This window comes from Vreelandella neptunia (genome assembly GCF_000712975.1).
Classification (GTDB): domain Bacteria; phylum Pseudomonadota; class Gammaproteobacteria; order Pseudomonadales; family Halomonadaceae; genus Vreelandella; species Vreelandella qaidamensis.
The window spans coordinates 719,039-732,606 of sequence record NZ_JHQL01000001.1 but is presented as its reverse complement, the minus strand read 5'-3'; the positions used below and the strand labels follow the sequence as shown (position 1 = coordinate 732,606).

Genomic DNA, 13,568 nt, shown 5'->3' with positions numbered 1-13,568 from the left:
AAATAACTAATGTAAAAATTCGAAAAATTAGCAATATTAATTATTCCCACTAGCGCTACCGGCAATTAAGCCATTTAGGTCGACAACAAAATGGCCACTATAAAAAAACGGGCACCATGTTCACATGGTGCCCGTTCGCCAATGACTAAACAGCGTTACGGCTGATCGTGACCTACCGCTGCCTGTCCGTTGCGGCTATCTCGCTCTTGGTCAGGATGGCGTTTACGATAGAGCCAGTCGGAAACCGTGGCAATCATGGCGTAGAAGCTGGGAATAAACAGGCTTCCCAGGATTGCGACAGACGCCATACCCACTGCAACGGTGGTGCCTATGTGGTGACTACTCACATCACTCGCGCCAGTAGCCAGTGCCAACGGCAAGGTGCCGAAGATAAAGGCAAGTGACGTCATCACAATAGGGCGGAAGCGAAGCTCCGCAGCAGTAATCGCTGCTTCACGAATCGACTTACCCTGCTCTTTGCGCTGTAGCTCAGCAAACTCAACGATTAATATCGCGTTTTTGGCAGCCAAGCCGACCACCACCAACATCCCAATCTGTACGTACACACTGGTATCTAACCCTCGTAGCACAATGCCGCCGATCCCCCCTAGGAAAGCGAATGGCGTAGCCGTCAACACTGCGAGCGGTAGCGACCAGCTTTCGTACTGAGCCGCCAGGATTAAGAACACCATCAGGATACCAAACACGATGGCAAGTACGGCGGTATTGCCAAGGTTAGACTCTTGGTACGCTGTTCCTGTCCAGCCCATGCCCCAGTTTCTGCCTAACGTTTCCTGAACCACTTCTTCCATGGCTTCAATCGCCTGGGCAGAACTGTAGCCTGGAGCTGGGTTACCTTGGAACTGAGCACCTGCATAAACACCGAAGCGGGATACAACCGCCGGACCCGTTTGGCGTTCAAGCGTGACGAACTCGGAAAGCGGTATGCGATCGCCATTGCCACTACGCACATAAACGCTGCTGACATCATCCGGTGTTTTACGGAATTCATCTTCGTTCTGTAAGTAGACCTGGAAATTGCGGTTTTGGTAACTAAAGAAGTTAACAAACCCATTACCGAAGGTATTGGCAAGCGCTGAGTTGATATTCTCAAGCGCAACGCCATAACTGAGTGCTTTTTGCTGGTCAATCTCCGCACGGTAAGAAGGCACATTGACATTAAACGTCGTGAATACGCGACTTAATGCTGGGTGTTGGTTCGCTGCCTGCATAATTTGCAAGGACGCTTGATAAAGCTCACGCGTGGAAGCGCCCTCAAATGATTGCAAGTAGCCAGTGAAACCACCCGTTGTAGAAAGCCCCATTATCGGCGGCACGTTAAACGCCATCGCCGAACCACCATCAATACTCGCGCCCAGCTGCATAATACGGCCGACCAGCTCATTTGCTGTTAGCTCTCGCTCAGCCCAGGTTTTCATGTTGATAAACATGATGCCACGAGCGGTATTAACCGCGCTCGACAAAATGTCATAGCCTGCGACCGCAGAAGAGTACTCAACGCCAGGAATATCTTCTATCTGTGAACTAAGTTCAGCCATATAGGCTTGGGTTCGGCTAAGTGACGCGGCATCGGGCAATGAAACACTGACCAGTACGATACCTTGGTCAGTTTCAGGTACAAGCGTGGAAGGCGTATTCGCGTAGAGCCAGTAAGAACCAGCACCGACCGCCACGGTTAGCGCGAGCGCTAACACCCAGAAGCGCACCAGCTTTTTCACGAACCACATATACGCGGCGGTAAAACCAGCGAAGAAACGGTCAAATAGGCGCAGCGGCGTGGTAATCGCTCGCCGGAACGCAGACTGTTTCGTTTTATGCAGGTTATGCTTAATGAAGATAGCCGAGAGCGCGGGGGTAAAGGTCAGTGCCATTAGCGCTGAAAGCGCCACTGATATCGCCACGGTAATCGCAAACTGCTGATAAATTTGGCCGGTAAAACCACCCAGAAATGCCACCGGCACAAATACCGCCGCCATAATCAGCGACGTGGCAATAACCGGGCCGCCCACTTCTTTCATCGCACGAATGGTCGCATCACGCACCGAAATATCATCTTCTTCGCTCAGTACCCGTTCGACGTTTTCAACCACCAGTATCGCGTCATCCACTACGATGCCTATCGACAGCACCAAGGCAAACAACGTAAGCAGGTTGATGGAGAAGCCAAACAAGTAGAAGCCTGCAAAGGTGCCGATAACCGACACCGGCACGACTGACATAGCAATGACTGTAAAACGCCAGTTCTGCAAGAAGATAAACAGAATAACGATAACGATCAGAAACGCTTCGATAAAGGTCTTTAATACGGTTTCTACAGAGGCATCAATAAACAACGTGGTGTCGTAAGGCGTTACATATTCAAGCCCTGGCGGGAAGCGCCCGGCAAGCTCTTCCATGGTAGTGCGTACCGCATCAGCGGTTTCCAACGCGTTGGCACCCGGCTGCTGGTTAATAATAATGGGCGTCATCGTGGCGCCGTTTAAACGAGCATCCACGCCATAAAACGACGCACCCAGCTCAATCCGCGCCACATCTTCTAAACGTAGCGAAGAGCCGTCTGGATTGGTGCGCAGAAAGATATTGCGAAAATCATCGGTGCCCGACAAACGACCACCGGCGGTAATCGTGTAGGTATAAGCGCGCGGTTCGCTTTGTGGCGTTGCCGCTAAGTTACCCGCAGGGATCTCGGTATTCTGCGCGCGAATAGCGCTGGCCACTTCACTGGGCGTCAGGTCGTACTGAGCGAGCTTGTCGGGATCCATCCACACCCGCATCGCAAACTCACCGCCGCCTAACACTTCGGCATTACCTACACCGGGCACTTGGCGTAGCTCATCTAAGATATTTAATGTGGCATAGTTCTGCATGTAGATCTTGCTGTAGTCACCGCTGGGTGACGTCAAGGCAACAAGCATCAAAATAGAGTCGGAGCGTAACTCGACCGTTACCCCTTGCGATTGTACCGCCTCGGGTAGCTGTGAAAGTGCGCCCTGCACTCGGTTGTTCACGTTGATGGTGTTGATGTCACCATCCGTGCCGATATTAAAGGCGACACTCAGACTCATGGTGCCGTTATCAGCGCTGTTTGAGGTCATATACAACATGTCCTCAACACCATTGATGGCCTCAGCAAGTGGTGCTGCGACGGTCTGCGCCACTGTTTCAGCATCTGCCCCAGGGAACTGAGCCTGCACCGACACCGTGGGAGGTACAACGCTGGGATACTGCTCAATCGGCAATATTCGCATTGCCATCGTACCTACCAGCGTCAAGATAATCGCCAAAACGGTAGCGAAGATCGGTCGGCTGATAAAGAAGTTGGAAAAGTTCATTATTGCGCGCCCTCTTCCCCTTCTGCAGGCTGTGCGTCAGCCTCCCCTTCCTGCATTGCCTCTGCCTGCTCGGCTTCTTGCTGAGCCTCTTCCTGCTCTGCTTCTTCGACAATAGCGCCAGCGCTACCCTCAAACGGCTGAGGGTCAATTGCCCTGCCTGGCTCTAAACCAGCAGGGTCACCAACAACAACGCGCTCGCCAGCAGAAAGACCATCACGAATGATCTGCCATGGGCCAGCCACTTCTCCGAGCTGAACCGTACGCTCGCGAGCTTTATTGTCATCATCAACAATAAAGACCTGCGGCCCCATTAAACCCTGAGTAACGGCAATTTCTGGCACGGCCAACACATCAAAGCGCTTCAAGCCTTCAATACGAACCCGCACGAACTGACCAGGCAACACCGCGCCATCGGGGTTGGCAAACGTTGCTGACGCTTGCACCGTGCTGGTGCCGGTATCAACTCGGGAACCAAGAAAGTTCAGGCGGCCTTCAAGCTCTGTGTTATCGCCGTTAGTTTGCCCTGGCACACTCAACCGGGCGGTAATGTCTGATGCGCTCCCGCGCTCTCCCAGTTGACGACGCAGTTCAAAGGCATCCCGCTGGGGTAGCTGAAAACGTACTTCAAGGGGATCAAGCGGCGTGATAGTGGCCAGTTCAGTCCCTGGCGTCACTAAGTTACCTACATTTATTTGGCTTAAGCTGATCATGCCAGACACGGGAGCAGTGACGTTTGAATAGCCTAAATCAAGGTTAGCGCTGGTTAAGGCAGCTTCTGCTTGAGCTACACTGGCTTGGGCAACCCGCTGGTCAGCCAGTGCTTGATCATACTGCTGACGACTCACCGAGTTTTGGCTTAACAGCTGCTCAAAGCGCTGCGCATCGCGCTGGGCACGTGCCAACTCAGCGCGCGCACTTTGTAAGTCAGCCTCACGCTGATTAACCGTTGCTTGGTAGAGATCTGGCTCAATGGTATAGAGCCGATCACCCTGTTCTACCAATTGTCCAGGCTCAAAATGGCGCTCTTCCAGGAACCCGTTTACCCGCGCCACCAACGTGACTTCACTATCGCTGCGCAGCAGCGACGGATACGATTTATCTAGCGGAATATCCTGACGTGCAATTTCAGCAACTTCTACCGCATAAGGCGGCGCTTCCTGCTGACCAGCCTGCTGTTCCTGAGGCTGCTCCTGACCGCATGCGGCTAGCGCCAGTGCAGCTATCAGCGTCACTAGACTCGCTCGACCTGAGTGAATCGTCTTCTTCATACATCGGTTTCCCATTCTTCTTTTCAACATTGACGGATAGCAGCACAGCGCTCGATTGATTTAACGTGTTAGAAAACGAACGTTTTGCTAACTTATGCACCTGGCGTGGGCGGCGCGCCAATCTCCATAGCCCGCTGGTAGGTGTCAGGGCTACCACCCTCAGGCAGCGTGAAATTCACCTGATCGCCCGTTAGCCATGCATTGACTTCTTCGATCGCCTCAACGTCCAGCAAACCAGCCTGTTGACGCAATGACAGTAAGTTCACTACGTAGTCGTAGCGTGCCTCTGCGTAGTTAGCAATGGCGTTATAAAGGTTCTGTTCAGCGTTTAGCACATCAACAATATTACGCGTGCCTACTTCATAACCAGCGCGAGTTGCTTCTAAAGCACTTCGGTTAGAGACAATTGCCTGCTGTCGCGCCTCAACGGTATCGACGTTGTTACTGACCTGGGTATAAAGCGAACGCACCTGTTGGATAGTAGTACGGCGCTGGGACTCAAAATCGTACTGGCTACTTTCAAGCAGGAAGGTACCTTGGCGGATACGAGCACTGGTGCTGCCACCCGTATAAATAGGCAAGTTCGCTGAAACGCCCACCTGGCTTGACGTGTCGTAACCACTGACCTGATCTCTATCACTATCTGCGTATTGATAGTTAGCGAACGCCTGCACTGTGGGCATGCGTCCTGCACGCGCAAGCTCAACGCCTACGCGAGAAAGCTCAATGCCTGCCTGCTGGGCCAGCACCTGCGGGTTACGTTCAATGGCTTGCTCTACCCAGTAATTGCGATCCGAAGGCGTTGGCAAGGCAATCGGCATTGCGTCGCCCAAGGCATCAATACTGGCGTAACGCTGCCCTGTTAACTGTTCAAGCACTTCAAATGCCACCTGAAGATTACTTTCTGCAGCGATACGATCCGCACGAGATTGATCAAAACTCGCCCGCGCTTCTTCAACCTCAGTAATCGCAATGAGACCAACTTCAAACTGCTCTCGCGCTTGTTCAAGCTGGCGACCAATCGCACGCTCTTGGGCTAAGCGCGCCTCTAACACTTCATGGGCACGTAAAATATCGAAATATGCGCTGGCAACGTCAATCAGCAACTGCTGTTCAGTGGCAGCCAAGAGATACACTTGTTGATCAATCTGACGCTCAGCCTGATTCACTTCCTGACGCGCCACTTCGTTAAAGAGCGCTTGCGTCGCTTCAAGGCTTAACGACATCGTGTTGAATCGATCGTCACTGCCTCCCACCCCTGCTGTACCAGCACTCTGTTCGGCTCCCTGCCCTGCACTCCTCGCGAAGGACTGGCTTTCATACTGCTGATTATGAACAACGTTTCCAGAGGCATTTACCTGGGGCAACAATGCTCCACTTGCCACGTCACTTGCCGCTTCAACACTTGAAAACTCAGCACGTGCCGACGCCAAGGCAGCATTATTATTAAGCGCGTCGCGGGTGATATTGATTAGATCTGCCGCGTGAGCTGGCAGCATGAAAGATGATGTAAGGACTGCTAATAGCAGGGGACGAAAAGGGGCATTGACTGCCCAGTGTGCCAGTCGCATGGGATTGCCTCTAGGTGTCAACGTAGGGTGGCGAGTCGGATAGCCATTCTAAAAGATGGCATTATAGTTACATTCATGTATGTATGCTAGGCTTGAACTTAACCTAAATGTGTGGACAGTGTTACTTATAAATAGCCGCACTGCACAAGACTCTCTTTTACCTTAGTTCAAAGCGCACTGAGCTGGCAGTTTTTTAGCACGACCTTTAACAGGCCCAACAGCTGAACCATCAGTGCCACTGTGAACGGTAATCACAAGCTGTTAGTGCTTCCATATTACTCTTCAAAAGCCTCCAGCACTGCCACACAACGTTCAACGGCGCTGCGATAGCCGGAACCAAACATCAACAGATGATTAAGCAACGGATAAAGCTGGAAAAGCGCTTCTCGTCTTGGCCAGTCGATTGGCTTATTGCCGTCCCAGTAAGCATCAAAAAAAGGTGTGCCTGGCGATCCAAATAGAGTCAGCATAGCCACATCAACATCGGGATAATGGCGATAAACAGAAGGGTCGATCAGTGCCGGCCCTCTTGTGGTCGTCAGCACATTGCCCGCCCATAGGTCCCCATGAATAAGGCTGGCAGGCGAATCTGGCAACCATGTTTCTAATTGGCCTGCTTGGTGTTCCACACGGCTGCGCAAGGCCTCATCCAGCAGCCCCTTCTGATAGCAGGCTTGACTAAGAGGCAGTAAACGTCGTTCGCGCTGAAACGCACGACCATCTGACAATGGGGCGTTGGGCTGGGGCGTACGCCCACAGGCATTGTCCTGATGCCAGCCATGGGCATCACCTATCACTCCATGCAACTCACGTAGCTCCTCGCCCAAAGCGATGCTACTCTGGGTGTTTGCAGGTTTGGTATCGAGCGACTCTATCACCAGCCACCCCATTGACTCACCTAGCACCTCAGGGATCACTAATGAAGTGCCCGCCCCCTTGAGCGTGCGAAGCCCTTCGGCTTCACCAAGTAATCGCGCAGGGTTATCGTGTTTGATAACGACTTGCCCCTGGCGAGTCATTAAGGCGTAAACAGCAGCTATGTCACCACCACTGAGTGGCTGAAGCTTATCAGTGGGGATTAATCCCAGCGTATCCAGCAAGTTACTCAGATTGTTATCCATAACGCTCACTCTGAACCGTTGACGTAGCGATCATTCGCTTAGCTTTTTCCTACTCACTTCTAGATGCTTAGTTTTTAGATGCTTAGTTTTTAGATACTTAGTTTTTAGATACTCTATTTCTAACCAACCTGTTTCTAACTATTCTGTTTCTGTAAGCTATTCTTTGTTTGTTTTTATACACTTTGAACGTTACAAGGTCGTACCGCTGCTGGGCAATCCCTCTGGCTAGGTGATCATTCTGAAAGCAGCGTTACCTTGCCTGCGCTAATTTTGGAGCCTGATTACTATGTACAAGCTGGCTTTTTTTGTTCCCATTGAAGATGCAGAGAGCGTTAAAGAAGCGGTGTTTGAAACAGGCGCTGGGCGAATTGGTGATTACGAGGCCTGCTGTTTTCAAACCCGCGGCATCGGGCAGTTTCGTCCGCTAGAAGGCGCAGAGCCACACCTAGGCAAAGTGGGCACGCTTGAAACTGTTGAAGAGGTAAAGGTGGAGCTTGTCTGCCAAGATGAGCACATTCAGGCCGCCATTGCCGCTTTGAAATTAGCCCACCCCTATGAAGAGGTGGCCTATGATGTTTGGCAATTAGCCGATCTGTAATTCAGCGATGCCCTGCATTAAAAGAGCTTAGGCACTAAAAGAGCTTAGGCGCTGCCAAAATAACGCTCCCTGTCTTCAGGGGTAATTGCGCTGATGTGTAGCGGGTAGTGGGCGCTTTTTCGATCTTCATAAAAGTGCTGCAGCGTGCGCTCAATGGTGGGAAAGGCAAGTTCATCCCAGGGGATCTCATGCTCTTCGAACAGCGCTACCTCTAGGCTTTCAGGGCCAGCACTAAAACCACCGAGAAGCTCTGCACGGAAAATCATATACACTTGATTGATATGAGGTAGATCAATGAGTGTGTATAACCCTTCCAGCTTGACCTCTGCAAAGGCCTCTTCCCAGGTCTCTCTTGCGGCGGCCTGCTGAGTGGTTTCGGCATTTTCCATATAGCCCGCTGGAAGTGTCCAGTACCCTTTACGAGGAGAAATCGCCCGCTTACACAGCAATATTTTATCGCCAATTACCGGCAACGTACCCGCCACAATACGTGGATTTTGATAATGAATAGCGCCACAGGCATCGCATAAATAGCGTGAACGGTCATCGCCTTCAGGAACAGCAAAACGGACTTTTTCACCACACTGACTACAAAAATTCATCGCGTTTTCTCTACGGCTGATGGGGTAAGGCTTTGACGTACTTGACGTCAAACACCGCTGCTGGGTAAAAGAGAACAAAGCAAAGGGAAACCCTATGTTAGAGAAACTGCGCAAACAGCTGCAACAGCACTCTCCTCAACGGCTAGACCACGTTGTAATGCCCGAGGCTGCCGTGCTAATGCCGATTGTTGAGCGACCTTCGCCCACGCTGCTATTTACACGGCGGGCTAGCCATCTAAGCACTCACAGTGGCCAAGTGGCGTTTCCCGGTGGCAAACGCGAGGCCTGTGATGCCGATCTCTACGCCACGGCACTTCGCGAGGCAGAAGAAGAGATTGCGCTAGCGCCCTCCTTTGTACAACCCTTGGGAAGGTTATCAGATGTTATTTCACTACATGGCATCCGCGTCACGCCGTGGGTAGGTATTATTCCGCCAGATTTACCGCTGGTAGCAGACCCCTCAGAACTAGACACTATTTTTGAAGTGCCACTCAGCCATTTTTTAGACGACAGGCGCACCCACACCGATGTGATTACAGTAGACGGGGTTGCCCACTATGTGCCCAGCTACCACGTGGATGGCTACGTGATTTGGGGGCTTTCTGCCATGATGCTGGTAGAACTGCTGGCAGAAGGTTTTGGTATGGCTATTGATCTCTACCAGCGCCCGCCAGGAGCGTTACGTCACTATCCTGAGAGAAGCAGTCGCCTACCCAAAGCAACTCGCATGCCAACGAAGAGAACCATGAAATGATTGCCTCTGCAGCGCCAAACACCTTACCCAATAGCAATAGTAATAGCCCACCAGCGATCAATCCTATCGCCCATGTTGCGCTGGTGGATGCGCTTGTTGAGCACGGTTGGTACGTGGGTAAAAACGTGATAGACCTCGATCTTTGCCAAGCGCTGCACCGTGAGCTGCACCATATGGCTGAACACGACGTGCTTGCCGAGGCAGGCATTGGTCGTGGCAAAGAACATCTCCTTCGCAAAGATATTCGTGGCGATGCCATTCACTGGTTGGATAGAGAAAGCGAAGCCCAACGCCGCTACCTTGATGCCATGGCAGAACTCCAGCAATCCCTCAATCAGGCGCTTTTCCTGGGGTTATTTGAGTACGAGGCTCACTTTGCCCATTACCCCCCAGGCGCATTTTATCAACGCCATGTCGATAGCTTTCGTGGGCGAGCTAACCGAGTTATTTCAACCGTCGGTTACTTGAACCCTCAGTGGCCATTAGATGGTGGCGGAGAGATGGTCATTTATCACCCTGATGCCCCCTCTCAGGAAGTCGCCCGCGTGGTGCCCGAAGCCGGCACGTTCGCCTGTTTTTTATCCGAAACCATTCCTCACGAGGTAGTGCCCACGCAGCATCCACGTGCCAGTATTGCTGGCTGGTTTAGGCGCAACGCCTCGCTGGGTGGCGTGCTCGACCCGGCGCACTGACACGCGATGAGCACCGTTAACGAAGCCACATTAAGTGCCAGGATCAAAGCGCTAGAAGCACAAAATGCAGCGCTGGAAGAAGAGAAACGTCATTATCAGTGGCTGGCAGAAAGTACCACTGACTTGATATCTCGCCATGCCCGCGACGGTACGTTTTTATATGCCTCTCAAGCAGCGCGCGACTTACTAGGGTACGAGCCAGAAGAACTGATTGGCGTGTCAGCCTATCAGCTGTTTCATCCCGCTGATTTAAGTGATCTATTAAACAAATCACCCCGGGTCTACTATCACGACGGTTTTTATCAGCAAACGTATCGGTTTCGGGCCAAAGCAGGCCACTACATCTGGTTTGAAACTACCAGTCGAACCCGCCGAGACACTGCCACAGGCGAGTTGATTGATATTTTATGTGTGTCGCGGGATGTGAGTCGCCGCGTCCATGCCGAAGCCACCAGAGAGCGTTTAGCGCAAGTGGTCGAATCCACCACTGACTACGTGCTTTTTTTAGGACCTAACCAACATATTTTTAGCGCCAACGAAGCCGCCCGGCGCTGTTTCTCACTCCCACGTGATGCCATGCAAGTTGCCCTGGCAGCGCTCTACCATGCTGACTCGCTGGCTCTTTTAGAGCAAGTCGTCTTCCCAGCCGTTGAACGCTATGGTTCCTGGAGTGGCGAACTAGAAATGCTGAGTGCAAACGGGACAGTGCCGGTACTTAGTGTTGTGCTTACCCATCGCAGCCGCGGGGCAGAACCTGGGCACTTTGCGCTGATTAACCGCGATATTAGCGTGCGTAAAGCGGCCGAATCCCAGGCACGTCGGCACCAAGAACAAATTGCCCATGCCAATCGATTAGCCGCTGCCGGAGAGCTTGCGTCTAATATTGCCCATGAGCTCAATCAGCCCTTAGGGGCCATCGCCAACTATACCAGCGGCGCCCTGCTGAAAGCTAAGCATACGCCCAATCTGCCCGCCAGCGAGCTACAGTTGCCTCTGGCCCGCATTGATGAGCAAGTACAACGCCTTGCCCAGCGACTCCGACATATGCGCAGCTTTGTGCGTAAACGCAGCCACTGCGTCAGGCCCCTGGCACTTGAACATGTTATTAACGCCGCTTTTCAACTGTGCAACTGGCAATATCAACAGGCTTCTATTCAACTTACCCAACAATTATCCCTTGGGTTGCCACGTATTTATGCGGATCCTATTGCCCTTGAGCAAGTTATCGTTAACCTATTACTCAATGCACTCACCGCTAGCCGTGACGTTTCTGGTGCTGACAGAGTCATCGTTGCTGCGCAAAAAAGCGGTAATCGGCAGCTTACCCTTAGCGTTAAAGACCTGGGCCCAGGCGTCGCGCCAGCCCATCAAGGGTCAATTTTTGATGCCTTTTTCACCACCCGCGATGAAGGGTTGGGAATGGGCTTAGCGATTAGTCGTTCACTCATGGAAAGCATGGGGGGTGCCCTTACTCTGCGCCCTCAGCAAAGCTCGAAAGGCGCATGCTTTGACATAATACTTCGTACAGAAACAACATGAACGCGCCATCGGTGCATCACCAGGAACCAATGATGACTAGCAGTGTTGAACATAAATCCATCGCCACCATTGCGGTTGTTGATGATGATCAGGCACTGCGTGAATCGCTGGTTTGGCTGCTCGAATCAGTTGGTTTAACCGCTCAAGCATTTCATGATGGCGAGCAATTTCTAGCTAGCCAGCATGATGAATTAGGCGCACTACTGCTTGATGTTCGCATGCCGGGAATGAGTGGACTGCAAGTGCAACAGCAGTTGGTGGATCAAGGCACTACTCTGCCGGTCATTATGATGACGGGGCATGGCGATGTCCCTATGGCGGTGGCTGCACTGAAAAACGGCGCGTTTGATTTTATCGAAAAGCCGTTTAATCACCAGCAGCTGATTGACAGCGTACAGCAAGCATTAGGCAGCGCTCATCAACAGCAACGCGCTAAGCAACAGCTCACCCTGTTGCGAACACGCTACCAATCTCTACGCCCAAAAGAGCAACGCATTGTGATTCACGTGGCAGAAGGAATGACCAGTCGTGAAATTGCCGAGCATATGCAGATTAGCGGCAAAACCGTCGAAGTCTATCGGCTGAGAGCGATGAAGGCCATGCACGCTGCAAATTTAGCAGAGCTCGTTCGACAAGCGGTGGCGCTAGAACTCGTTTCTCCGCTCAGCGCCACTTATTTTGATGGCAAGGCCTAACTAAGCGGAACAAGTTGGCCATTCGCTTTTTCCAGCACATTACGCACTTGTTCGTAATCCATGCTGTGCTCATCACCCTCATGGGCCTCAATTAGGCTAACCACTTCCAATAGCGTCTCCATACCAAAGCTCTGCTCATCCGTGGGCGAAAAAGCTTGTACATAGGCATTACCGTCACTTCCCCAACCCACCTTAACTGGCGTGTCGACAATATTCACCTGTGTGCCAACTGGAACACGCCAGAACACAGATTCAATGTCTTCTGGGTGCATACGAATACATCCCCGACTAGCGCGCATACCAATACCGTCAGGCTGATTAGTGCCGTGGATTAGGTAACCAGGTATATCCAGCAAAATGGCGTATTGCCCTAATGGATTATCCTCACCTGGTGGAACAACCGATGGCGCAGGATCACCGCGTTCCGCGGCTTCTCGGCGAATAGATTCAGGTGGATACCATGCAGGATTTTCTAAACGCATGGTAGTTTTAGTAATGCCTAGCGGCGTATTGAATGCATCGCGGCCGATGCCAATGGGATAGGTTTCTACCCGTGGCTCTTTACCCTCTTCCACTTCTGGATAGTAATAAAGGCGTAGCTCGGCGACATTAATCACAATGCCAGTACGCGGCTCATCCGGCAAAATATATTGGCCGGGGATTGTCACTTCAGTACCCTCGCCAGGAACCCAAATACTGGTATCAGGGTTAGCCATGCGAATTTCTTCATAACCAACGTTATGCTCACGGGCAATATCGAGCAGGGTATCCTCTTTTTTCGCCATAACAGTATACATCTCACCCACCATATTACCCTCATCGGGGAGAGAAAAATGGCCTTTGGGTAACTCACTCTCACTGGCAACAGCACTGGATGCAAACAGCCAAGCGCCGAAAGCTACACTGCTAGCCCACAATTTTTTAACCTGCCGAAGCGTTTGATATCGCGTGATAAGCGTCATGGGATTTCCTTTTTTATATAACCCCAAGGCACTCTCTCCTGTAGGGCAAGGTGGCTAAGAATATGGACAAGGGGTCTCATTGGGTCAACTCGACAGACTGTCGCAGCAATCTAAATGCCTACGACAATCTCAACGACCACTATCATCTCAACGCCCACTATAAGTGCGCGTATCGTTGTATGTGATTTTAACGTTTATCAATAAAACTAACACGTCCTGGTTTAACGCTGACGAGCTTTTGAGTTGATATTAATTAAGAGTTCTTCATTCCCATTGCAATACAGTGCACAGCACCTACCTTTATAAGTGCCTGCATACAGCAATCAGCAATATGCAGGGCTTACTCATCACCAACAGGAATAGTAGCGCCACCCGATAAAAGGAACCTACCGGGTAGAGTTGGTTAGCAAGGA

Annotated in this window: 11 protein-coding genes; 5 read left to right on the top strand and 6 right to left on the bottom strand. The window is 51.6% G+C overall.

Annotation, left to right across the window (positions count from 1 at the left end; all coding sequences use genetic code 11):
* Positions 1 to 155 precede the first annotated feature (155 nt).
* From CR46_RS0103360 to CR46_RS0103345, 4 genes are all read right to left on the bottom strand, one after another.
* On the bottom strand, positions 156 to 3,353 hold the full coding sequence (locus tag CR46_RS0103360) for an efflux RND transporter permease subunit (protein WP_030070114.1): 3,198 nt from the start codon (positions 3,351 to 3,353) through the stop codon (positions 156 to 158).
* The gene (locus CR46_RS0103355) at positions 3,353 to 4,621 is read right to left on the bottom strand and encodes an efflux RND transporter periplasmic adaptor subunit (protein WP_030070113.1); all 1,269 of its coding nucleotides are present in this window, start codon (positions 4,619 to 4,621) and stop codon (positions 3,353 to 3,355) included. The genes CR46_RS0103360 and CR46_RS0103355 overlap by 1 nt, the downstream gene beginning before the upstream one ends.
* A 92-nt stretch (positions 4,622 to 4,713) precedes the next feature.
* Positions 4,714 to 6,192, bottom strand: coding sequence for a TolC family outer membrane protein (locus tag CR46_RS0103350; protein ID WP_030070112.1), 1,479 nt, complete (start codon positions 6,190 to 6,192; stop codon positions 4,714 to 4,716).
* Positions 6,193 to 6,467: 275 nt separating this feature from the next.
* Entirely contained in the window at positions 6,468 to 7,313 is an 846-nt protein-coding gene (locus tag CR46_RS0103345; protein WP_030070111.1) for a fructosamine kinase family protein, read from the bottom strand.
* Positions 7,314 to 7,599: 286 nt separating this feature from the next.
* Between CR46_RS0103345 and CR46_RS0103340 the strand changes: the two genes are divergently transcribed.
* Positions 7,600 to 7,911 (top strand): YqfO family protein, encoded by a 312-nt coding sequence (locus CR46_RS0103340; RefSeq protein ID WP_030070110.1) that lies wholly within the window; start codon positions 7,600 to 7,602, stop codon positions 7,909 to 7,911.
* Positions 7,912 to 7,955: 44 nt separating this feature from the next.
* Here CR46_RS0103340 and CR46_RS0103335 read toward each other — a convergent pair whose 3' ends face one another.
* Positions 7,956 to 8,513 (bottom strand): NUDIX hydrolase, encoded by a 558-nt coding sequence (locus tag CR46_RS0103335; protein WP_030070109.1) that lies wholly within the window; start codon positions 8,511 to 8,513, stop codon positions 7,956 to 7,958.
* A gap of 94 nt (positions 8,514 to 8,607) precedes the next feature.
* Between CR46_RS0103335 and CR46_RS0103330 the strand changes: the two genes are divergently transcribed.
* Genes CR46_RS0103330 through CR46_RS0103315 form a run of 4 tightly spaced genes read left to right on the top strand, consistent with a single transcriptional unit; the run spans position 8,608 to position 12,193 of the window.
* Positions 8,608 to 9,267 carry a CoA pyrophosphatase gene (locus CR46_RS0103330; RefSeq protein WP_030070108.1) on the top strand — a complete coding sequence of 220 codons (660 nt, stop codon included), beginning with the start codon at positions 8,608 to 8,610 and terminating at the stop codon, positions 9,265 to 9,267.
* Complete coding sequence (locus CR46_RS0103325; RefSeq protein ID WP_051690107.1) at positions 9,264 to 9,959, top strand: 2OG-Fe(II) oxygenase; 696 nt, start codon at positions 9,264 to 9,266, stop codon at positions 9,957 to 9,959. The genes CR46_RS0103330 and CR46_RS0103325 overlap by 4 nt, the downstream gene beginning before the upstream one ends.
* Positions 9,960 to 9,965: 6 nt before the next feature.
* Positions 9,966 to 11,498 (top strand): PAS domain-containing sensor histidine kinase, encoded by a 1,533-nt coding sequence (locus tag CR46_RS0103320; RefSeq protein WP_030070106.1) that lies wholly within the window; start codon positions 9,966 to 9,968, stop codon positions 11,496 to 11,498.
* Positions 11,499 to 11,530: 32 nt separating this feature from the next.
* The gene (locus CR46_RS0103315) at positions 11,531 to 12,193 is read left to right on the top strand and encodes a response regulator transcription factor (RefSeq protein WP_030070105.1); all 663 of its coding nucleotides are present in this window, start codon (positions 11,531 to 11,533) and stop codon (positions 12,191 to 12,193) included.
* Here CR46_RS0103315 and CR46_RS0103310 read toward each other — a convergent pair.
* On the bottom strand, positions 12,190 to 13,155 hold the full coding sequence (locus CR46_RS0103310) for a L,D-transpeptidase family protein (protein WP_030070104.1): 966 nt from the start codon (positions 13,153 to 13,155) through the stop codon (positions 12,190 to 12,192). The genes CR46_RS0103315 and CR46_RS0103310 overlap by 4 nt on opposite strands.
* Positions 13,156 to 13,568 lie beyond the last annotated feature (413 nt).